This is a genomic window from Archangium gephyra (assembly GCF_042230915.1).
In the GTDB taxonomy this organism is placed as follows: domain Bacteria; phylum Myxococcota; class Myxococcia; order Myxococcales; family Myxococcaceae; genus Archangium; species Archangium gephyra_B.
On record NZ_CP102578.1, the window covers coordinates 781,427 to 802,324 of the forward strand.

Here is a 20,898-nt window from a genome sequence, read left to right on the forward strand (position 1 = left end):
GGCCGGATGTCATGAGCGACACCGGCGCACCCCCGAAGGACTACAAGGACTCGGTCAATCTCCCGAAGACGGACTTCCCCATGAAGGGGAACCTGGCCCAGCTGGAGCCGAAGATGCTCGGCTGGTGGGCGGAGAAGGGGATTTGGGGGAAGATTCTCGAGCGGCGCGCGGCCGCCGAGCCCTTCGTGCTGACGGACGGGCCCCCGTACGCCAACGGCCACATCCACGCGGGCCACGCGCTCAACAAGATCCTCAAGGACATCGTCGTCAAGTACCGCAACCTCGCCGGCCGCAAGTGCGACTACATCCCCGGCTGGGACACCCACGGTCTGCCCATCGAGCAGGCGGTGGAGAAGCGGCTCAAGGACAAGAAGATCGACAAGCGCACGCTGGACCGGGAGAGCTTCCTGGAGCAGTGCCGCACGTACGCGATGGAGTTCATCGACATCCAGCGCACCGAGTTCAAGCGCCTGGGCATCCTCGGTGACTGGGACCATCCGTACCGCACGCTCGACTTCTCCTACGAGGCGCAGGAGATCCGCGAGCTGGCCACGTTCGCCAGGCGCGGCATGCTCTACCGGCGCAAGAAGCCGGTGTACTTCTGCGTGTACGACCAGACGGCGCTGGCCGAGGCCGAGGTGGAGTACGAGGACCACGCGAGCCCGTCCGTCTACGTGGCCTTCCCCGCGGGCCCCGAGGTGGCCGAGCGGGTGCCCAAGCTGAAGGGGAAGAACGTCTCCTTCGTCATCTGGACCACCACGCCCTGGACGCTGCCGGCCAACCTCGCCATCGCGATGAACGCCGAGTACGAGTACGTGTTCTACACGCTCGGCGAGCGCGTCATCTGCGTGGCCAAGGACCTGCTGCCCAAGGTGCTGGCCGAGGTGAAGGCGGACGAGCTGGCGGTGAAGAGCGCGAAGCTGCCGGGTGGCGAGGAGGTCGCCGCGGCGTCGCTGGTGGACCCCGAGCGGATTGTGGCCTACGCGCGCGGCGAGGAGCTGGAGGGTTGCACCTACCAGCACGTCTTCTACGAGCGGCAGGGGAAGATCCTCCTGGGCGAGCACGTGACGCTGGAGGCCGGTACGGGCCTGGTGCACACGGCGCCGGGACATGGCCAGGAGGACTACGAGGTGGGCCTGAAGTACGGGCTCGACATCTACAACCCGGTGCGGCTGGACGGCCGCTACGACGAGACCGTGGGCGAGTGGCTGACGGGCAAGAAGGTCTTCGAGGCCAACCCGATCATCGTCGAGGCGCTGGCCGAGAAGGGCGTGCTGCTCAACGACAAGGGAGACAAGGTCGAGCACAGCTATCCGCACTGCTGGCGCTGCCACAACCCGGTCATCCTCAGCGCGACGTACCAGTGGTTCATCCCGCTGGACAAGCCGACGAAGGGCGAGAAGACGTACCGGCAGCAGGTGCTGGACGAGGTGGACAAGGTGCAGTGGGTGCCCTCGTGGGGGCACAGCCGCATCCGGGGCATGCTGGAGACGCGGCCGGACTGGTGCATCAGCCGCCAGCGCACGTGGGGCGTGCCCATCCCCATCGCCTACTGCGAGGGGTGCGACGAGTCGGTCATCTCCGCGGAGCTGATGGAGAAGGTGGCGGACGCGGTGGAGAAGGAGGGCGCGGGCGTGTGGTACCGCACGCCGGTGAAGGAGTTCCTGCCCGCGGGCCACAAGTGCCAGAAGTGCGGCAAGACGGAGTTCCGCCGCGAGACGGACATCCTGGACGTGTGGTTCGACTCGGCGTGCGCGTTCAGCGCAGTGTCGCAGCGGCGGCAGCGGGTGCCGGCGGACCTGTTCCTCGAGGGGAGTGATCAGCACCGTGGCTGGTTCCACTCGTCCATCCTGGTGGCGGTGGGCACGCGCGACATGTCGCCGTACAAGGCGTGCCTGACGCACGGCTTCGTGGTGGACGGCAAGGGCGAGAAGATGAGCAAGAGCCAGGGCAACGTGGTGGCCCCGGAGAAGCTCATCCAGCAGTACGGCGCGGAAGTGCTGCGTTTGTGGGTGGCGAGCAGCGACTACCGCAACGACGTGCGCCTGTCGGATCAGATCATGAAGGGTCTGAGCGAGGGCTACCGGAAGATCCGCAACACCATCCGCTACGCGCTGAGCAACCTGTACGACTTCGACCCGGAGAAGGACACGGTGGCGGCGGACAAGCTGTTGCCGCTGGACACGTGGGCGCGGGGCCGGCTGGCGGAGGTGGTGGCGCGGGTGCGCAAGGCGTACGACGCCTACGAGTTCCACCTGGTGTACGCGACGGTGGTGGACTTCTGCGCGGGTGACCTGTCGGCGGTGTACTTCGACATCCTGAAGGACCGGCTGTACACGACGAAGGCGACGGGGCACGCGCGGCGCAGCGCGCAGACGGTGCTGCACGAGGTGTCGACGGTGCTGCTGCAGCTCTTGGCGCCGGTGATGAGCTTCACCTCGGAGGAGGCGTGGCAGTACCTGCCGGGGAAGAAGGCGGAGAGCGTGTACCTGACGGACTTCCCGGAGCCGGCGGTGAAGCCGGACGCGGCGCTGTCGGAGCGGTACGAGAAGCTCTTCGCGGTGCGCGGCGCGGTGCAGGGCCTGCTGGAGGCGGCACGCCGGGACAAGATGATCGGCGCGTCGCTGGAGGCGCGGGTGGTGCTGAGCTCGAGCGGCAAGGCGCTGGAGTTCCTGAAGGCGAACGCGGCGGAGCTGCCGGGGCTGTTCATCGTGAGCCAGGTGGAGCTTGCGGGAGCGGCGGGCGAGAAGGCGCAGGCGCTGAACGTGGCGCAGGCGCTGGGCGAGGACGTGAAGGCGGAGGTGCTGCCGGCGAAGGGCGAGAAGTGCCCGCGCTGCTGGACCTACTCCGAGAAGGTCGCCTCGGGTGCGCCCGTCTGCGAGAAGTGCCAGGAAGCGCTGAGCTGAGACCGGACAGCGGCTCGGTACCCAGCGGCTGCGTACCCAGCCGCTGAGTGCCCCACTTCGCAACAACCCCTCTCCCTCAGGGAGAGGGACGGGGTGAGGGTATCGAGCCTCTGTGAAAGCGCACTCCGTGCAATGCGAGTCCTCCCGTGTGCAGCGGCCGTGACACCCACTGCACACCGCGCGGCGCAACGTGCTGAGTCCAGGTGCTGGCGCGGACCCTGCAACGCGGTGCGTCCATGAACAAGCTGATGCCGTTGTTCGCCGTCGCCGTCACCGCCTGCGGACCCGCGCTCCACGACGAGGAGCTGCGAGACATTCCGGGCCTGGGGCTCTACGTGCCGTTCTCGTACTCACGGACCGCCGACACCATGTCGGTCGCGCTGTCCTACGACTGGGAAAGGGGCGGAGACTGCTACCGGATTCCCGCCGACACTCGCCTCACGCTCAACGGGGAGGCCGCCACCCTGGATCGCCGGGGAGATGCGCGCCTGGGGTTCGATGGGGCCTCTAGCTGTGAGTACCCCGCTTTCAAGGGCGCGCCGCGCCCGGCCGACGAGCCACGTACCGAAGTCGTCCTCTCTGATGGCCGCTCGAGCATGCGCGCTGTCTTCCAGTCGCTGCACGCGCCCCGGCGCTTCCGTGTCAATGGCCAGGAGCAGCCCATGCTTCACAGTGGGGAGGCGATCGACATCGAGTGGCTGCCGGCGACCGACCAGCTCGAGATGGTGGACATGTCCCTGCTGGAGGACGGCACGGCCTTCGTTTGGATCCATAACCCCGACATCGAGGTTAACCATGTCCGCTTCAAGCTTCCGGGGTTGAATGCAGGCAGCTACGTCTTGCGCGTGACCAGCAGGGGGACCACTGGCGTGGAGGCGTGCGAGGGCTTCAGCTCCTGCCATGCCGGCTTCGAGGAACAGATCGAGGTGCCCTTCGTCATCGAGTAGCAAGCGGTCGGGGAACCGGGCGGGCCCATGCACCTGCCCGCTCCTGCTCCTATCCTCGAAGGAATGACCAGATCGAGGAACCCACCGAGTGGCCGCCTGGCCCGGCTCGGCAAGGTGGCCGCAATGTCCGCAAGAGGCTCCGCCGGGCTGGCGGTGCGAGCCCTGCGCAAGGTCACCGGCGCTGATACCCAGGAGACCGATCGCTCCACGCTGGGCCTCGTCGTCCAGACCCTCGGGGAGATGAAGGGCGCGGCGATGAAGCTCGGCCAGGCGCTCTCCATGGAGATGGATGCGCTGCCACCGGAACTGCGGCAGATCGTCGCCCGCCTGCAGAGCGAGGCACCGCCCATCGACTCCGAGGAGATCGCCGCCATCATCGAGGACGAGCTCGGTGCCCCTCCCGAGCGGCTGTTCGCGGAGTTCGACCCCAAGCCCCTGGCTGCCGCCTCGCTCGGTCAGGTGCATGCCGCTCGCCTGGAGGACGGGCGGGAGGTCGTGCTCAAGGTCCAGTACCCCGGCATCGCCGAGGCACTCGAGTCCGACTTCTCCAACATCTCCGTGGTGGCTCGCGCGGCGGGGTTCACCTCGAAGCTGCTCGATGGCCGCGACTACGTGGAGGAGCTGCGCCGGGAGATCTCCCTGGAGACGGACTACCTCCTGGAAGCCGAGCGGGCCCGCGCCTTCCATGCGCTGCTCGCGTCCGAGCCGGACCTGCTCGCCCCAGCGCCCATTCCGGAGCGCTCGACGTCCCGGGTGCTCTGCCTCACCCGCGTGCGAGGCCAGACGCTCCAACGGTTCCTCGACTCGAACCCGGATGCGGCCGCGCGCTGGCGCGTCAGCGAGCAGCTCATCCGCGCCGTGCATGGCCCGTTCTTCGCGGCGGCTCGCATCCACGCGGATCCGCACCCGGGCAACTTCTTCGTCACCGAGGACGGGCGGCTGGCCCTGCTCGACTTCGGCTGCGTGAAGTCCTTCCGCGCGGACTTCGTCGAGGCCCTCCGGACCTTCATGCGGTCCGAGCTGCGGGGCGAGCGGTACGATCCACTGGCCGGGGTGCGCGCCGCGGGCTTCCAGGTGGACATCGACGAGGCCTCCGCCCGGAGCCTGCTGACGGAGACGGTGAAGATCGCCACCCGGCCCCTGCGCACGAACTGCTACGACTACGCCCAGGACACCTCGGTGCCGGACATGCGGGCACTCGGGCTGCGCCGGACCGTGGACTTCCTGCGCATCCGTCCTCCGCCCGAGGCGGTGATGCTGGGGCGCGCAGTGGGCGGCTGCGCGCAGAACCTGCGGGCGCTCGGGGCCCGGGGCGACTTCCGCTCCGTCTATGCCCGGTTGCTCGAGCGCACGGGTCCGACGTCCTCTCCAGAGGAGCGGAGCTAAGCCCCTTCAGATAAGTCCGCGAAGATTTCCCCTCTCCCTACGGGAGAGGGACGGGGTGAGGGTGCCAGGGCCCCGGGTTGAACCCCCTGTCCACACGGAGGGCCCCGGGTTGGAAGAACGGGCTCGGATACCCTCACCCCAACCCTCTCCCGGGGGGAGAGGGAGCATCGAGCCCTTTCGGTCACTTCCCTAAAGGGGATTAGGGAGGGCGCATGGTGGGCGTCGCGGAGCTCGAGTCCCGGGTGCGCCGGGGCTCACGCCTCCGCTTCCAGCACCTCGGGGGCGAGCTCGAGCGGGTTATGCAGCACCATGTTCTCCAGGCCTTCGAGCTCGAGGGTCAGGGTGCAGTGGGCCTTCAGGTGCGTTTTGAAGGTGGGGGTGAAGTCCCGGGGGATGGGGAGCTCCACGTCGAACTGGTGCGCTCCCGCGGCGAGGTGTGCTGGCACCTCGACCGTCACCGTCTCGGTCCGCAGCTTGGAGAGCATTTCGTAGGCGCTGAGCTCGAGCCGGGCCTTGCGCACGGTCAGCGGGCTCGTGATTTCCACGAAGGCCCGCAGCCTCGCGGTCGAGCCGAGAGGGAAACGCTCGGCCAGGGGCTGGAGCGCGGCCGCCTTGAACTTCGACACCGTCCGCGCCTTGCCGATGATCCACCAAGTGAGTCCCACGCCCGCGATGACCGATGCGACGCCGTAGATGATTCCGGCGATCCGCCCGTGGGCCGGGTTCTCGCTCACATCGCGCATGTTGCCGGACAGCATGCAGAGGGGAATGGAGAAGCAGGCCAGCGCGGGAAAGAGCAGGCATCCCCAGGTGCTGGCGGCCGTCACGGAGGAGCCGCGAGGTGCGAGCGGCTCGCGCAACGGGGGGAACTGCACCGTCCGGCCCGGTTCGAGTTGGAAGGATTGGGTCCACCTCGTCAATTCCCTGCCGTTGCGGTCGTGCAGGGTGGCAATGGCCTCCCAGGAGATCTGGACGTCCTTTCCCCGGTAGCTCGGAGGGAGGTCCCGCGCCAGGCTCAGCTCGAAGGGGACCCGGCGTTCTCCCTTCAACCACACGTCCACGCTGGACTCCGGACCTCCAGACAGCTCCTCACGCCGCTTCGATTCCGAATCGTCGTAATCCAGCTGCCCACGGACCCGGAGCGTCACGCGGGCTGCCTGGTGCAGTTCGGGTGTCACGTCACCGAGGACCAGCTCACCGCGGAGCTTTTCACCCGTCCTCACAGGAGAGGTGTGGAGCTGGAGTGGTGTGGGGGCGTTCATGAATCCCATGTTAACCCGCCGTTGCTTGCGCGAGCGCGGCGCCCGGAGTGACAGTGGTGTCACCACGTCATGGGTGCGTGGCCTTCTGAGGGAGACACATGCGCTTCGCGGGAAAGTCGGCGGTCATCACCGGGGGGAGCGAGGGAATCGGTCTCGCGATCGCGGCCGGGCTCGTCGAGGAAGGCGCGCGGGTGGTGCTGGTCGCCCGGCGTGAGGACAAGCTCGAGGAGGCCGTGCGGAAGCTGGGGTCCCACGCCTCGTACGTGGTGGGAGACGTCGCGAGCCGGGAGACGGCCGAGCGCGCCGTGGCCGCGGCGGTGAGCCGCCACGGAGGGCTGGATCTGCTGGTGAACAACGCGGGCATCCTCCGCCCCGGGGCGATCGGCACGCTCTCCGAGGAGGACGTGGACGCGATGTTCGCGGTGAACGTGCGCGGGACGGTGGTGTTCACCAACGAGGCCGTCAAGGCGATGAGCGGGCGCAAGGGCGCGGCCATCCTGAACATCTCGTCGGCGGCCGGGCGCCGCCCACTGCCCTACATCTCCATCTACGGAGCGACCAAGGCGGCGGTGCAGCACCTGACGCAGACGTGGGCCATCGAGCTCGCCGCGCGCGGGATCCGGGTGAACGCGCTGTGTCCAGGCGCCATCGAGACACCGGCCTTCCGCTCGGTGGCGGGAGTGGTCCCGGGCTTCGAGCAGGCGACGCTCGACACGAGCCTCATCAAGCGCATCCTCCCCGCCGAGGAGCTCGCGCGGCATGCCCTGACGCTGCTCGACGAGCGGGATGGCGGCTACGTGACGGGCGCCATCTGGGACGTGGATGGCGGCTACCAGCTCAACCGCTTCGTGGACTGAGCGCCACTACGGGTGCTGCTCCAACTCGCGCAGCTTGTCGATGATGACCTGCATGCGCTCGTGGTGGGAGCCCGCCCAGAACACCCGCTTGCACTCGGGGCACTGCTGGAAGCGGGTGAACGTGGCCTGCACGCGCTCGGGCACGCGGCCTTGCACCTCCTCGGGCGAGGCCGCCGAGAGCGCGCCATTGCAGGGGATGCACCGGGAGAAGGGGCGCATGTGCGCGGTGAGCTGGAAGCGCCGCACCACCTCTATCAACTGCTGCGAGGGGTCCGTCTCGCGGGGGAAGTACCCGTGGAGGACCTCGGAGCGCTTGAGCAGGCCGATGTCCCGCGTGAGCAGGATGCGCTGCTCGTCGTGCGACACCCGGGCGAGCACGTCATCCGCGTAGTCGTTGCGCCACAGGGTGTCGAAGCCGAGCATGCGCAGCAGGCCCGCGAGCCGGCCCAGCCCCACGTCCAGCAGGAAGCGCGGCTCGGGCAGGGCAGGGGGCCCCACGCGCACCAGCGGCGTCACGTCGATGGACGAGAAGGCGGGGTAGACGGCCAGCCGCTGCCCGTGCTCCACCCGGTGGGAGAAGTCCACCGCCTCTCCGTCCACCAGCACCACGTCCACCTCGGGGTGGGGCGGGCCGAGCGACTCGATGAGATCCTTCACCGAGGGGGCGCCCTGCACGCTGTGGGTGAACTCGACGCCGCGCCGCTCGGGGGCGAGGAAGTCGTTGAGCGGGCCGTAGAAGCGGACCTGGAGCTGCGTCATGGCCCGGCGGGCGGCTCGGTGGGGTTGGCCCCCTTGTTGCGCAGGCGCTGGATGAGCCTGTCGAGCACCGGCGTGAGCGCGAACGTGAGGGCGAAGCGCGGAATCTTGATGACCTGGCAGGCGAGGTACGCCCCGCCAAAGGTGCTCGCGGCCCCGACGGCCCCCTTCACCTGGAAGCCCGCGTTGATGAGCAGCATGAAGCCCGCCAGGCACAGGCCGAAGATGGCGTAATGCACCACCAGGGCCAGCGCGCCATAGCGGAGGATGAAGGCCTGCAGGCGCTCCATGAGCTTTGGTTTGGCCGGGGCCACGGCGGTGGGAGTCTCGTTCGGATTGGGTGTCACGGGTGGCTGAACAGTCTCCATCATCCCCACCATGCCCCACTTCGAGGCTTCCAGCGAGTCGTCAACCGGTTGCCTGTCCGCCCGTTCTCCCGTCCGGGTTGTCAGGCTCCCAGCCCCCAAGGTAGACCTGGGGGTCTCATGGTGCACCGCTTTCGCGTCCTGATCCTCGTGGGCCTCGCCACCCTCGCCGCCGACCAGGTGACCAAATACCTGGCCGTGGCCCACCTGACGGAGGCTCTCGACGGGCGCACCGGCATGGCGCGCGTGGAGGGCTTCGTCTCCGAGCGTAACCTGGACAACGATCCGCCGGTGCCTGGCGCGTACCGGCGTGCCACGCGGCCCTACCGCTTCATCGAGAACTACTGGCACTTCCGCTACGTGGAGAACCCGGGCGCCGCCTGGGGCCTCTTCGGCAACCTGCCCGAGTCCGTGCGCCGGCCCTTCTTCCACCTGGTGAGCCTGGTGGCGCTCGGCTTCATCACCTTCATGTACGTGCGGCTCACCCCCGACCAGCGGCGGGTGCGCTGGGCGCTGGCGCTCGTGGCGGGCGGGGCGGTGGGCAACTTCGTGGACCGGCTGCTGCGCGGCTACGTCATCGACTTCATCGACTGGCACTGGCGCAACCAGCCCGGCATGCGCTGGCCCACCTTCAACGTGGCCGATGCCGCCATCTGCATCGGGGTGGGCCTGCTCCTGCTGGACTCCTTCCTGCAGCCCAAGCCCGTGGAAACCGTGACGCCGGGGGGGCAGGTGGTATAACCGCCCCCCGTGCCTCGCAAATACATCCTCCTGCTGACGGTGGCGCTTGGCGTCATCCTGCTCGACCAGTGGACGAAGTACATCGTCGTCCGCGAGTTGACCACGCGCTTCGATGACCGGCCCACCGTGAGTGAGCGGCTGTCGGCCATGTACGGCGAGCCCCCCGCCCAGGGCTTCGATGGGCTGCACTACCGCTCCAAGCGCTACATCGAGGTCTCCGAGTCCTTCTTCCGCCTGCGTTACGCGGAGAACCCGGGCGCGGCCTGGGGCCTGTTCCGCTCCCTGCCGCCCGCCACGCGCGGCCTGCTCTTCCACGTGGTGAGCATCGGCGCGGTGGTGCTCATCACCTGGTACTTCAGCAAGCTCAGCGGGAAGGACCCGAATGAGAAGTGGGCCCTGTGGGGCCTGCCGCTGGTGCTCGGTGGGGCCATCGGCAACTACATCGACCGCATCGCCCGGGCCTTCGTCATCGATTTCCTCGAGGCCCATTGGTACGACAAGGCCGCCTGGCCGTCCTTCAACGTGGCCGACTCGGCCATCGTGGTGGGCGTGGGGCTGCTCCTGGTGGACGCCTTCGTGCGCAAGGAGACGCCCACCGAGACGTCCAAGCAGGACAAGTCGGCCCAGGCCCGCTCCTGACGGCGGGCCGCTCCCCCAGCGGGCGATCCTGACCCCAGGGCCGCCTCTCCCCACCCCCGCGGCGCCGTGAACGGGCTAATCTGAGCGGCCTCGCGTCCCCGAGGCTCCCGCCCATGCTTCCCGTTCTCGTCCACTTCACCTTCACCACCCTCTGGTCCCAGCTCCTCCTGTACGCCCTGGCGCTCGGCGCCGTGGGGTACATCGCCTACAACGGCTGGCGCGGTGCCGAGGGCACGCCCAAGGCTCCCGGGGAGAAGCCCGAGCCGCCCACCTCCAGCGACCGGATGCAGCGCGCGCTGGCCTATGGGGGCATCGCCGCGGTGCTCGCGTGGTTCGGCCTGCGCTATGCGCTGCCGGCCTCCGCCTTCCTGGGCCAGAAGGGCGAGGGCATCCCCATCCACACCTACGGGGTGCTGCTGGCCACCGGCTTCATGACCGCCCTCACGGTGGCGGCGCGGCTGGCCCGGGACGAGTGGCGCAAGCCCACGTGGGTGCCGGACGCCCAGGGCGGCGGCCAGTGGGTGGACACCGAGGGCCCGCGCAAGCACGAGGCCATGATGGACTTCGGCTTCTACGCGCTGGTGGGCGGCCTGGTGGGCAGCCGCGTCCTCTTCATCCTCGTCAACTGGAAGGACTACGCGCGCGACTGGACGCAGGTGTTCTCGCTGGGCGGCGGGCTCGTCTTCTACGGCGGCCTCATCGGCGCGACCCTGGCCTCGCTGCTCTTCGCCAAGCAGCACCGCATGGAGTTCATGCGGCTGGCGGACCTGGCCATCCCCACCGTGTCGCTGGGCCAGTGCCTGGGGCGCCTGGGGTGCTTCTCCGCCGGCTGCTGCTGGGGTGACGTCACCGCGGCCGGCACGCGCTTCGCCGTGAACTTCCCCGGCGCGGGCCTGGCCAAGGACCTCTTCGGGCGGCTCGGCGGCACCTCCAGCCTCGCCTTCCAGTCGCAGGCGCAGGACTCGCGCTACGTGGTGGAGGCCACCGGCGAAATCCTCCACCACATGGCCCCCGGCGCGGTGCGCATCTCCGACTGGGTGGCCCAGCACGGCACCACGCTGCCCATCTACCCCACCCAGATCTTCGAGTCCGTGGGGCAGCTCGTCCTCTTCGGGGTGCTGATGTACGCGCGCCGCTACCGGCGCTTCCACGGGCAGATTTTCGCCCTGTGGCTGATGTGCTACGCGGTGCTGCGCACCACGGTGGAGCTGTTCCGCGGCGACACCGAGCGCGGCACCCTGCACGGCCTGCTCGAGTCGCTGGGCGCCTCGCGGCTGGCGGACGCGGTGCCCCTGGAGGCCTGGTACAACATCTCCACCAGCCAGTTCATCTCCCTGTGCATGTTCACCTTTGGTGCGACTTTGCTGTACCGGCGGATCCGCCGGGCAGGCGAGGCAGCTGGCGTCGGCCCGACACCGAGCCCGGCCTGAGGTTGATCCCGGGCCGCGTCTTGAGGACACTCTAGGAATCCATGGCGTACGAGTCCTCGACGAAGAATCAGGCAGCGAAGGCAGGCGCCTCGGCGAAGTCGTCCGCCAAGCTGGCCGCGACCAGTGGCGACACCAAGTCCGGCATGCCCACGAAGTCGGGCAGTGAGGTGGCGTTCCAGGAGTGCGAAGCCATTGAGGCCGATCTCGCCGCCCTCAAGGTGGCCTACGAGTTCTACTTCATGGGGAACGAGCGCCTGCCGCCAACGCGGGCGTACGAGGACCTCAAGAAGCGGCTGGAGCGGCTCAAGGCCAGCTTCGTGCGCAACACCGCGGCCAAGTTCCGCGTGCAGGCCATCGCCACCAAGTTCGGCACGTACGAGCGGCTGTGGCAGCGCACGCTGCAGGAGATCGAGAACGGCACCTACAAGCGGGACGTGGCCAAGGCCCGGCGCCGCGTGCAGAAGCAGGCCGGCTCCGACAAGCCCAAGACCCTGGGCGCCATCGAGCTGCCCGACGACGACTTCGACGTCGAGGAGGTGAAGCCCTCCAAGGTGCCGTCGGTGGCTCCCGTGGAGCCGGTACCCTTCCGGGGTGGGGTGCCGTCGGTGGCGCCGTTGGTCCCGTCGGTGGCGCCGCTGGTGCCGTCGGTGGCGCCGCTCGTTCCGCCCGTGGCGCCCGTGGCGGGCACGCCGGCCCGGGGCACCGCGGTTCCGTCCATTCCCTCCGTGGCGCCGCTGGTGCCGCCCGCGGTGCCTCGTGTGGCGCCCGCGGTCCCGCCCGTGGCGGCCCGTCCTCCCGCCGCGAAACCCGCGGGGGCGCGTCCTCCCGTGGCGGCCAGCGGCGCTGGCCTCTCCGACGACAAGCTCAAGTCCGTCTACGACGCCTACGTCGCCGCCAAGCGCCAGAACAAGGAGGACACCTCCAAGATGAACTACGACTCCATCGCCGCCACGCTGCGCAAGCAGGTGCCCGAGCTGATGAAGCAGCACAACGCCAAGTCGGTGGAGTTCAAGGTCGTCATCAAGGACGGCAAGGCCGTCCTCAAGGCCGTTCCCAAGTAGGGCGTGCGCGGATGAACCAGAACCTCGAGTCGCTCAAGGAGCGGGTGAGCCGCCTGTCGGTGATGATCTTCGACATCGACGGCACGCTCACCGACGGACGCATCTTCTGGGTGCCCAACTCGGGGTGGACGCAGATGTACAGCGTGCGCGACGGCATGGGCATCAAGCGGCTGCAGGAGGCGGGGCTGGAGGTGGCGGCCATCTCCGGCGGCGACAGCCTGTCGGCGCAGATGCGGATGCAGTCGCTGGGCCTCAAGCACGTACACTTCGGCAGCCAGGACAAGGTGGCGCACTTCGAGAAGCTGCTGGAGCTCTTGAAGGTGACGGCGGACCGGTGTGGGTACATGGGCGACGAGACGGTGGACCTGCCGCTGCTCAAGGCGGTGGGTTTCTCGGCGGCGCCCCCCGAGGCCCCGGACGAGGTGCGTTCGCAAGTGCACTATGTGGCGCAGCGGCCGGCGGGTTTCGGCGCGGCGCGCGAGGTGTGTGAGTTCATTCTTCGTCACCGGCAGGCGCCCTGACGCCCCGGAGGACGGGGTAAGCGTCGTCTGCTGAAATCCGTTACATGCTGGGGAGATCAATCCGTTCCGGGGGGAGGTTGTCCCTGGGGGGAGCGCTCCCTAGTTTGCGCCACGCGAGAGGCCCTGCCGGGCGCTCGCGGGCAGGCAAACGTACCGGACTTCGAGGTGGGCGATGGCGGGTCGGACACGGCGCTGGGGGCTGGGGTTGGCGGCGATGGCGCTGTGGCTGGCCAGCGGGTGCGCGGAGCCACCGGAGGACGCGGAGGCGCGCCTGGCGCAGCTGGAGGCCGAGGACAAGCTGATGGACGCGGCGCTCGACACCGTGGAGACGCGCCTGCTGGGCAATCAGTCCAAGCTGCACCTGTGGCAGGAGATGGAGCGGCGGCACGAGCAGGTGTCGGCCATCCAGTGCCGGGTGGCGGACGAGCACCTGATGGCCATTGCCAAGCAGTACGAGAAGAACGAGGCCAAGGCGCGCCAGCTCGCCAAGCGCCGGCGCATGGCCTCCGCGGAAGCCGCGGTGCTGACCGGAAGCCGTTGAGCGGCAAAGGACTCTGGAAGGGCAGGAGGCGGGCGGGCGGGCGCCGGCTTCCGTGACGAGGGCCCCGAATCCGGGTAGAACCGCCTCGTGAGAACCCGGATTGGAGCACTCGTCCTTGCTGTCGTGGCCGGGCTCGCCGGCTGCGGTGTCCCTCCTCCCCAGGAGTGTGCCTCCAAGCAGGAGCCGGTGATGGACGCCCATGGCGGCGTCTACCGCTGCACCGCCGCCGAGGAATGTCCTCGCTCCTCCCGCGTCTCCCTGTGCGTCGCCGATACCGGTGACCAGGAGACGTGCATCCGCTGCCTCGACACCCAGTGTGTCACCATGATTCCGGAGACCTGTTGATGCGGCGCGTGATTCTCGCCCTCGCCCTCGCGCTCGCCCCCGGCTGCTCCCGGGACGGCGCCCCCGAGCACATGCAGCGCGCCCGCGACGCCATCTTCGAGAAGCGTCCCGATGAGGCCCTCGTCGAGTACCGCAAGGCGCTCGATGCCCTGCGGCTGGATGACTCCGCCCAGGCCCAGGTGCTCAAGGCCCGCGCCCTCAAGGGCGCCGCGGACGTCTACTGGCTCGAGCTGCGCAAGGTGAAGGAGGCCGTGAGCGTCTACAAGGAGCTCATCACCCAGTGTCCCGAGTCGCCCGAGGCCCTCGAGGGCCGCGTGGTGCTCGCCGAGCTGCTGCGCGTGCACTTCCGCGACCTGCGCGGCGCCATTGATCAGCTCACCGCCGCCCTGGCCCGCAACCCGCCCCAGAGCGCCGAGCTGCACTACCAGGTGGCCAAGCTGTACTTCGAGCTGCAGGACTACCAGCAGTGCGTGCTCGAGTCGCGCAAGCTCGTCGAGCGCTTCGCCACCAGCGCCTTCGTGGACGACGCCATCTACCTGCAGGCCCAGGCGCTGCACATGCAGGCGCTCAAGGCCGAGCCCGGCTCCCCCGAGGTGCCCCGCTTCCGCCAGGAGGCCTCGCGCACGTACGCGGACCTCATCACCCGCTTCCCGGACTCGGAGCTCGCCCCGCACGCCGTCTTCGAGACGGGCAAGCTCAAGGCCGAGGCCGGTGACAACGAGAAGGCCATCGAGACCTGGGTGCAGGCCCTGAAGAACCACCCGGAGCCCGCCACGGTGCAGGACGCCATCGCCCGCGCCCGGCGCCGCATCGCCGCGACGACGCCCGAGGAGGTTGGCTCGCGCGCCTCCGCCTTCGCGCGCCCCCAGGCCGGCCCGCCCCCGCGCAACTCCATCGAGGCCGTCGGCGGCTCGGCCGATGAACGCGACCACGGCGACTGACTCAGGCGGGCACGCCCTCCAGCACCGTCTCGAAGAGGGGCGCGGCCTGCGTGGGGTCGTCCGCGTCCGCCACGAGCAGCAGGTGGATGCGGCCTCCCTCCACCCGCGCGTCCACGCCCTCCAGCTTCACCTTCGCGTCCACCCCATCGAGGAACATGGGCGTGCCATCCGGCGCCAGCACGCCCACCGCCGAGCCCATCACCGCCCCATCCGCGTAGGCATCCCGGGTGTCCTCGGCCGCGGCGGTGAAGACCATGCGGCCATCCGGCAGCGGCGCTACGTCCGTGAAGGACAGGCGCACGGTGCCCGCGCGGCCCAGCTCCCAGCGGCGCACGATGCGCACCACGTCCGGCTCCAGCGGCGCGCCCGCCTCCAGCGCTCGCACCACCCGGCCCGCGTCCAGGTCCACCACCGCGTCCTTGCCCTCGTCCCCGTTGCCCCGGTTGAGCAGGCGCATGCGCACGCCCGCCACCGCCGCCCCCTCCACGTTGAGCGGGCCCAGCTCGCGCGCCAGCTGCGCGTACAGGCGGGTGAAGTCCACCTCGCGCACCGGGCCTCCGGCGCTCCCGTCCGCCGCCAGCGGCACCAGCGCTCCCTTCTGCCGCACCGCCGTGCTCCCCGAGGGCACCGCCAGCAGCGCCCCGTGCGGCGCGCTCGCCAGTCCTTCCACGAGGCAGAGCGCCTCCATGTCGGGCTTGCGGGCCTTGCGGTCCTTGTGCTCCAGCGGCAGCTCTCCCGGCAGCAGGCGCAGGAACTGGCCCGGGGCGTCGCCCTCCAGCGGGAAGGAGGCCAGGAACAGCGAGTCGTCCGCGACGACGTGCAGCCACTGGCCCGCGCGCACCAGCCCGCTCGCGGCCGACACGTGGGCGTGGCCCCCGGCCGTCTCGGGTGCCTGCAGGTTCAGTTTCCGGCGCTGGGTGAGGCGGAGCATGCGGATCCTCGGGTGATGTCCTCGACACCCTCACCCTAACCCTCTCCCAGGGGGAGAGGGGACTTCTCCGGTGACAGGGTCCGCCCGAGGTGTGGATAGAGTGACGGCTCCATGCTGCTTCGTCTGCTCCGCGCTTGTCTCTGTCTGGTGTTGTCCGGTTGTGCCACCACGCCTACCGCGCCCGCGCGGGCCCCTGCCAGCCCCGAGGTGCCGGCCTGTACGCCCGGGGAGCTGCTCTTCGCGCCCAGCTACCTCCCCCTGGACCTGGTGCCCACTCCCGATGGCCGCTCGCTCCTCGTGGTGGACCGGGGCTTCCTCGCCCTGAGGGATGTGTCCACCCTGAAGGTGCAGCGCTACCTGCTGCCGCAGGTGGATGGCTGGGTGTCGGCCTCCCTGTCCGCCGACGGCCGCACGGTGACCGCCCAGACCTTCGACGGCCAGCGCTACGCCTTCGACACCACCACCTGGAAGGCCGAGCGCCTGCAGGACGCTCGCGTGTTGAAGCACGATCGCGAGAAGGCCGACTTCGCGCTCATGGCTCCCTCCGAGAACATGCAGCCCTTGATCGAGGAGGCCCTTCCCCAGCTCACGGACGAGCTGAGGGAGCCCGCCCTCATCCAGGAGCTGACGGAGAAGAAGATCTTTCCCTTCGCGGTCGCCCTGGAGGCCTCGCGCCAGCAACTGCTCATCGGTGAGACGTCGGGTGCGCTCACGCTCCTGGACCTGGACGGCCAGCGCATCCTGAAGCGCGTCCCCTGCGAGGCCTGCTCGCCCTATGTCGCCCTGTCGGCCGACGCGGAGGGCTTCCTGGGCGTGACGGTGGAGGGCCAGCTGCGCGTGCTCGACCGGGAGCTGAAGGTGGTGCGTGAGGTGTCCTTCCTGCCTCCAGCGCAGGCCAAGGACGGCAAGCCCCACCCGAGACTCGTGAAGCGGGTGGTGCGGGTCGGGGACGGCTCGCGGATCGCCTGGCTCGCCCGGGACCACGAGATGGGCCTGTTCGAGCTCGGGACCGGCACCCATGTGCTCCGGCTGCCCGCCCTGGGACTGGGGGGAACGGCCATGGCGGCCCTGCTGGATGCGCGGCGCTTGGCCCTGCTGTCCGAGGGAACGCTGCGCGTCTGGGACATGCCGGAGCAGCGCGTGCTCGTCGAGAAGCAGGGGCCCTACACGAGCGCGGTGCGGCTCGACGCGGACCGGCTCCTCGCCACGCGCGGAGATGGCACCGCCGAGCTCGTCTCCGCCAGCTCCGGTGAGGTGCAGCGCAGCTTCTGCGCCACGCTGCGCTCCTGCGAGCGCGACCGGGCGGCGCTCGAGCGGTTGAGGCAGCGGGCGGAGCAGGCGCAGGGCGAGGAGGCGGAGTCGCTGTACGCCGAGCTCGGCCTGTTCCAGGTGCCCGTGCAGGTGGAACTGCTCGTCTCGCCGGACCGGCGGACGCTGGTCACCCTGTCCTATCCCGTGCGGACGGGGCGGGGTGGACCGGTGCTCCCGGGCTCCCTGGGTACGTGGCGCCTGCCCGGGCTGGAGCCGCTGGGCATGCGGCCCCTCACGCGGGATGAGGTGGAGGGGGAGGTGCGCTTCGGCGCCGACGGCGTGCTCTACACCGGACGCGAGCCGCTGAGCGTCGCGGGGCTGCCCACCCCCGCCGCCAAGGAGGAGTCCGGCAGGGGCCTGGAGGCGCCGGGCGAGGAGAACGTGCGCGTCTACTCGGGGGGAGGGTTGACCATCCGGGTGGAGCCCGCGGGCCGTCAGGAGGACTTCTACGATGCGGTCGTGCTGCTCGGGCCCGGAGAGCGGACGCTGGGCGTGCTCTCGTTCATCACGGTGGAAGCGCGACGCTGGCCGTTGCGCCGCGAGACGTTCGCCGACGTGCTCCCCTCTGGAGAGCGCTTCCTCATCGCCAGCGTGGCCCGGGAGGAGGGCACTCCGTTCGGCTCGTTCCGCCTTCCGTCGGGTCCCGCCCAGGTGTGGTGCTCGCCGAAGGAGACGCCCCTGCCTCCCTTCCCCGAGGCCCCGCCCCTGCCGACGGTGATGGAGGTGGACGGCCTCACCGAGGTGAGCCTCGCGGACGTGCCGCTCCACTACGAGGCGATCGCCGCCACGGAGGACGGCTCCGCGTACCTGCTGGCGAGGGGCCAGCCGGAGCCATACGCCGCCCCCTCGGGTCCCGCCACGCTGTGGCGGCTCACCCCGGGCAGTCCGGAGGCCGAGCGGCTGGAGCCGCCCCCCGCCTCCGATGAGTGGTACCGCCTGGGCACCGCGCCGGACGATGGCTCGCTCTGGGCGCTGGGCAAGGGCGCGCTCGCGCACCGCGAGGCGGATGGCCGGTGGACGATGCACACGCTCCCTGGTGCCAGGGACGGGCGCCTGACGGGCTTCCTGGCACTTCCCGGGGGACGGGCGGTGGTGCTGCGCCAGTACAGCGATGCCCAGCAGCCGCAACAGCTCCGGCTGCAGCTCGTCATCGCGGGACCGGGTCCGGCGTTGCAGGTGACGGAGCACCTGGGCGGTGGGGAGCCGATGCCGCTCGTTCCCCTGCCGGACGGCTTCCTGTTCCTGGGGACCCGGGCGTCGCGCTACGCCGTGAGCGGAGCCCCCGCCCCGGTCCTCGTGCCGGGCTTCCGGTTCCGTGATGGCAAGCGGCTTGAGAAGGACGCGCTCCTCGCGCAGGTGCGGAGCCTCCAGCCCTGGCAGGTCTGGCTTCGTCAGGGCCGCGTGCTGCTACTCGCCGAGCGCGCCTCCCCTACCGTGTCCTGGTTGGAACTGGATGCGCGGACGGGCAGGGTGCTGAAAGAGCAGGAGCCCTCGACGCTGCCCCAGACGATCGTGGGCGTGCCGGACGCGCGGTCCGCGTCCAATCGCCAAGGGCAGGAGCTGCCCCAGTGGTTGGACCACGAGGGCACGGTTCTCGAGCTGCCGGGCCGGTACACCCCCACCTGGCTGCGGTTGGGCTACGACATCGAGGAGACCGCGAGCACTCCGAAGGGAACTTGGCTGCGGCTCAAGGGCGACGTGCTCCTCTTCTGGAATGGGACGCGGCTGAGTGCGTACTTCCACCCGGGGACTCGTGCGCACGGAATCCGGTACGCCGAGTGAGGCGCCGTCAGCCCGGCACGGGGCTCAGCCCTTCTGGCCCCGGCCGTGCTCCACGCCCTGGAGCTTCCGCGGTTTCGTGTATACGGCGTCGCGGTTTTGGCTGACGCTTGCGTGGGGTTTTTGGATGAAGGAGTTGCGCTGCATGAGACCCCTTGGGATGGCGATCGCGAAAGAGGTCTACTGTAACGAGCAGTGTCAGCCGCCCTACCTCGATTGCGAGGAGTTGCAGGGACGTCGTCCCCAGGAGCATTCAGCCGTGGATGGGGCGATTGATTGGCTGAAGCGCAATCACACCATGGTTCTCGCGGGAAGCATCGTGACGGTAGCGGGAGTTGCCTTCATCGTGGTCTTCCCTCCTGGAGCGCTGATTGCCTTGGTGCCACTGACGGCGCTGTCTTCGTCAGAGGCCGTGTGCGAGCCCCGTCTCGCGGCGGTGGCGCCGTGACAATCTTCAAACGCATCCTCGAAGCACAGGAGCGCCTCGGGAAGGCTCATGAGGATGCTCAATCCCCGGAGGAGAAGGAGCCGTTCCGGCTCGCCATCGACGCGCTCTGGTTCATCTGGACGAATGGCCAGGCCGATGAGTTCGCGGACTATCGGAAAGACGCCGAGGCCAATGCTCCCGCCAGGGTCATCGCCGCTTTCGACACGCGAGAAGAGGCGGAGGCCTGGCTGAGCGCCAACCCGAAGCCACCCAACTCGGCGTACGTATTGATCGCGGACGAGTACCACCTCGTCATGTGCTCACGGGAGCGGGGTATTCGCGCGCTTGCCCCGCATCCGACCCTCGAGCTTCATCTCGAAGAGCTGATGCGAGGTGGCCTCCCTCCGGCGGTGGCGGCATTCAACACGCGAGAAGAGGCGAAAGCCTGGCTCGCCAGCCAGGCCGAGCCGCCTGCGGAGGCCGTCATCCAGATCGGTGGCGAGCACTACCTGGCGGTGTACTACCGGAACATCGGTCACCGCGCGCTCTTCCCCTTCTCCAGGGTCAAGGGAGTCTGAAGGAGGGACGTTCCGGCTTCCGGTGACTCGGGGCTCAGCCCTTCTGGCCCCGGCCGTGCTCCAGCGCCTGCTTGTCGCGCAGCAGCAGGTTCCACGTCTGCGGCTGCGAGGCCAGCAGCGAGAGCCAGGTGTCGATCTCCCCGTCCATTCCCGGGTCCACGCCCTTGAGCTGGCGCAGCACCGGCTCGGCGCCCGAGAGCCCCAGCCGCGCGATCCCCTCCAGGATGGCGGCGCGCACCTCGCGGTCGCTCTCCGTGGCGAAGCGCTCCGTCAGCGCCTTCATCGTCCGCTCGCTCTCTCCCACCGCCACCGTGCCCAGCGCCTTCGCCGCCGCGGCGCGCACCTCGGGGTGCTCGGACTCCTGGAGCAGCTGCCGCACCGAATTCACCGCTGGCGTCCGCGCCGCCTCGAGGGAGGACGCGCTCAGCAGCCCCGCCGCCGTCTTTGGATCGCCCGCCTCCGCCGCGAGCGCCACCGCCTGCTCCGCCACGCCCTGGAAGCGTCCGAAGTTGCGCGCGGCCTCTTCCGTCAGGTTGCCCACCACCGCCTCGCGCACCTCGGGCGCCGGATCCTTCACCCACTGCCGATAGGCCTGCCGCGTGGACTCCGCCATTGCCAGCACCTCGCTCGTCGGCTCGTCCGAGGCTCGCAGCGCCCGCACCATCACCGCCTTGCGCCCCGGGTCCGTCTCGCGCCCCGCCTTGTCGAGCACCCGCTCCAGCACGCCCCGCTCCCCCGTCAGGTTGAAGCGCATCACCCACAGGGCCGTCAGCGCCTCCAGCACCTCCGGATCCTTCTCCGCCTCCACTTTCGCCCACAGCTGTTCGGGCGGCAGGTTCTCCAAAATGCCGCGCAGCTGCTCCATCACGTAGCGCCGCCACGCCGGAGAGCCCTTCCCCTGGCGGTACTCCTCCACCAGCGAGTCCAGCTCGCACGGCACGGCCCGCAGCATGTTCTCGGGCGGAGGGCCCTTCGCGACGGGGGCCGGCGCTGGAGCCGGCGTGTCCCGCGGCCCACCGCTCGTGCCCGCACCGTCCGAGGCGGCCACGGGAGCCCGCGGCTCACCCGTGGGCCCGTCCGCCCTGCCCGACAGCCACACCATCAGCCCCGCCAGCACGGCGATCAGCCCCGCGCCGAGGCCCGCCCACTTCTTCTGCGCTCCCGTGCTCATCGC

General features: G+C 69.8%; 20 protein-coding genes. 15 read left to right on the forward strand and 5 right to left on the reverse strand.

The window, feature by feature from the left end:
• Positions 1–11 precede the first annotated feature (11 nt).
• The 3 genes from ileS (at position 12) to NR798_RS03245 (ending at position 5,239) form a co-directional block, all read left to right on the forward strand.
• Positions 12–2,906 carry an isoleucine--tRNA ligase gene (ileS, locus tag NR798_RS03235; protein ID WP_375769917.1) on the forward strand — a complete coding sequence of 965 codons (2,895 nt, stop codon included), beginning with the start codon at positions 12–14 and terminating at the stop codon, positions 2,904–2,906.
• Between the two features lie 236 nt (positions 2,907–3,142).
• On the forward strand, positions 3,143–3,853 hold the full coding sequence (locus tag NR798_RS03240; protein ID WP_375769918.1) for a hypothetical protein: 711 nt from the start codon (positions 3,143–3,145) through the stop codon (positions 3,851–3,853).
• Positions 3,854–3,976: 123 nt separating this feature from the next.
• A complete protein-coding gene (locus tag NR798_RS03245; RefSeq protein WP_375769919.1) occupies positions 3,977–5,239 on the forward strand; it encodes an ABC1 kinase family protein in 1,263 nt (420 codons plus the stop codon).
• A 254-nt stretch (positions 5,240–5,493) separates the two neighbouring features.
• Here NR798_RS03245 and NR798_RS03250 read toward each other — a convergent pair whose 3' ends face one another.
• Entirely contained in the window at positions 5,494–6,417 is a 924-nt protein-coding gene (locus NR798_RS03250) for a hypothetical protein (protein WP_375769920.1), read from the reverse strand.
• 182 nt (positions 6,418–6,599) lie between these two features.
• Here NR798_RS03250 and NR798_RS03255 point away from each other — a divergent pair, with 182 nt between their 5' ends.
• The gene (locus tag NR798_RS03255; protein ID WP_375769921.1) at positions 6,600–7,358 is read left to right on the forward strand and encodes an SDR family NAD(P)-dependent oxidoreductase; all 759 of its coding nucleotides are present in this window, start codon (positions 6,600–6,602) and stop codon (positions 7,356–7,358) included.
• 6 nt (positions 7,359–7,364) lie between these two features.
• Here NR798_RS03255 and NR798_RS03260 read toward each other — a convergent pair whose 3' ends face one another.
• Positions 7,365–8,117, reverse strand: coding sequence for a Mut7-C RNAse domain-containing protein (locus NR798_RS03260; protein ID WP_375769922.1), 753 nt, complete (start codon positions 8,115–8,117; stop codon positions 7,365–7,367).
• A complete protein-coding gene (locus NR798_RS03265; protein ID WP_375769923.1) occupies positions 8,114–8,461 on the reverse strand; it encodes a hypothetical protein in 348 nt (115 codons plus the stop codon). The genes NR798_RS03260 and NR798_RS03265 overlap by 4 nt, the downstream gene beginning before the upstream one ends.
• 138 nt (positions 8,462–8,599) lie before the next feature.
• On the opposite strand from NR798_RS03265, the gene lspA (NR798_RS03270) reads away from it, so the two are divergent.
• The 8 genes from lspA (NR798_RS03270) to NR798_RS03305 all read left to right on the forward strand — a co-directional run bounded on the left by lspA (NR798_RS03270) (position 8,600) and on the right by NR798_RS03305 (position 14,698).
• Positions 8,600–9,220 (forward strand): signal peptidase II, encoded by a 621-nt coding sequence (lspA, locus tag NR798_RS03270; protein WP_375769924.1) that lies wholly within the window; start codon positions 8,600–8,602, stop codon positions 9,218–9,220.
• Positions 9,221–9,229: 9 nt separating this feature from the next.
• A complete protein-coding gene (lspA, locus tag NR798_RS03275) occupies positions 9,230–9,859 on the forward strand; it encodes a signal peptidase II (protein WP_375769925.1) in 630 nt (209 codons plus the stop codon).
• 113 nt (positions 9,860–9,972) lie between these two features.
• Positions 9,973–11,289 (forward strand): prolipoprotein diacylglyceryl transferase, encoded by a 1,317-nt coding sequence (locus tag NR798_RS03280; protein ID WP_375769926.1) that lies wholly within the window; start codon positions 9,973–9,975, stop codon positions 11,287–11,289.
• A 41-nt stretch (positions 11,290–11,330) separates the two neighbouring features.
• Positions 11,331–12,350, forward strand: coding sequence for an MXAN_5187 C-terminal domain-containing protein (locus NR798_RS03285; protein ID WP_375769927.1), 1,020 nt, complete (start codon positions 11,331–11,333; stop codon positions 12,348–12,350).
• A gap of 11 nt (positions 12,351–12,361) precedes the next feature.
• On the forward strand, positions 12,362–12,871 hold the full coding sequence (locus NR798_RS03290; protein WP_329733142.1) for an HAD hydrolase family protein: 510 nt from the start codon (positions 12,362–12,364) through the stop codon (positions 12,869–12,871).
• 172 nt (positions 12,872–13,043) lie between these two features.
• Positions 13,044–13,412, forward strand: a complete 369-nt coding sequence (locus tag NR798_RS03295; protein ID WP_375769928.1) for a hypothetical protein — start codon at positions 13,044–13,046, stop codon at positions 13,410–13,412.
• Between the two features lie 87 nt (positions 13,413–13,499).
• Positions 13,500–13,757, forward strand: a complete 258-nt coding sequence (locus NR798_RS03300; protein WP_375769929.1) for a hypothetical protein — start codon at positions 13,500–13,502, stop codon at positions 13,755–13,757.
• Complete coding sequence (locus NR798_RS03305) at positions 13,757–14,698, forward strand: tetratricopeptide repeat protein (RefSeq protein WP_375769930.1); 942 nt, start codon at positions 13,757–13,759, stop codon at positions 14,696–14,698. The genes NR798_RS03300 and NR798_RS03305 overlap by 1 nt, the downstream gene beginning before the upstream one ends.
• Before the next feature lies 1 nt (position 14,699).
• On the opposite strand, the gene NR798_RS03310 is transcribed toward NR798_RS03305, so the two are convergent.
• A complete protein-coding gene (locus NR798_RS03310; RefSeq protein ID WP_375769931.1) occupies positions 14,700–15,629 on the reverse strand; it encodes a DUF6929 family protein in 930 nt (309 codons plus the stop codon).
• 111 nt (positions 15,630–15,740) lie between these two features.
• Between NR798_RS03310 and NR798_RS03315 the strand changes: the two genes are divergently transcribed.
• The 3 genes from NR798_RS03315 (at position 15,741) to NR798_RS03325 (ending at position 19,724) form a co-directional block, all read left to right on the forward strand.
• Positions 15,741–18,722, forward strand: coding sequence for a hypothetical protein (locus tag NR798_RS03315; protein ID WP_375769932.1), 2,982 nt, complete (start codon positions 15,741–15,743; stop codon positions 18,720–18,722).
• A 157-nt stretch (positions 18,723–18,879) separates the two neighbouring features.
• Entirely contained in the window at positions 18,880–19,167 is a 288-nt protein-coding gene (locus NR798_RS03320; protein WP_375769933.1) for a hypothetical protein, read from the forward strand.
• Positions 19,164–19,724 carry a head protein gene (locus NR798_RS03325; protein WP_375769934.1) on the forward strand — a complete coding sequence of 187 codons (561 nt, stop codon included), beginning with the start codon at positions 19,164–19,166 and terminating at the stop codon, positions 19,722–19,724. The genes NR798_RS03320 and NR798_RS03325 overlap by 4 nt, the downstream gene beginning before the upstream one ends.
• Positions 19,725–19,758: 34 nt before the next feature.
• On the opposite strand, the gene NR798_RS03330 is transcribed toward NR798_RS03325, so the two are convergent.
• On the reverse strand, positions 19,759–20,895 hold the full coding sequence (locus NR798_RS03330; protein ID WP_375769935.1) for a HEAT repeat domain-containing protein: 1,137 nt from the start codon (positions 20,893–20,895) through the stop codon (positions 19,759–19,761).
• Positions 20,896–20,898 lie beyond the last annotated feature (3 nt).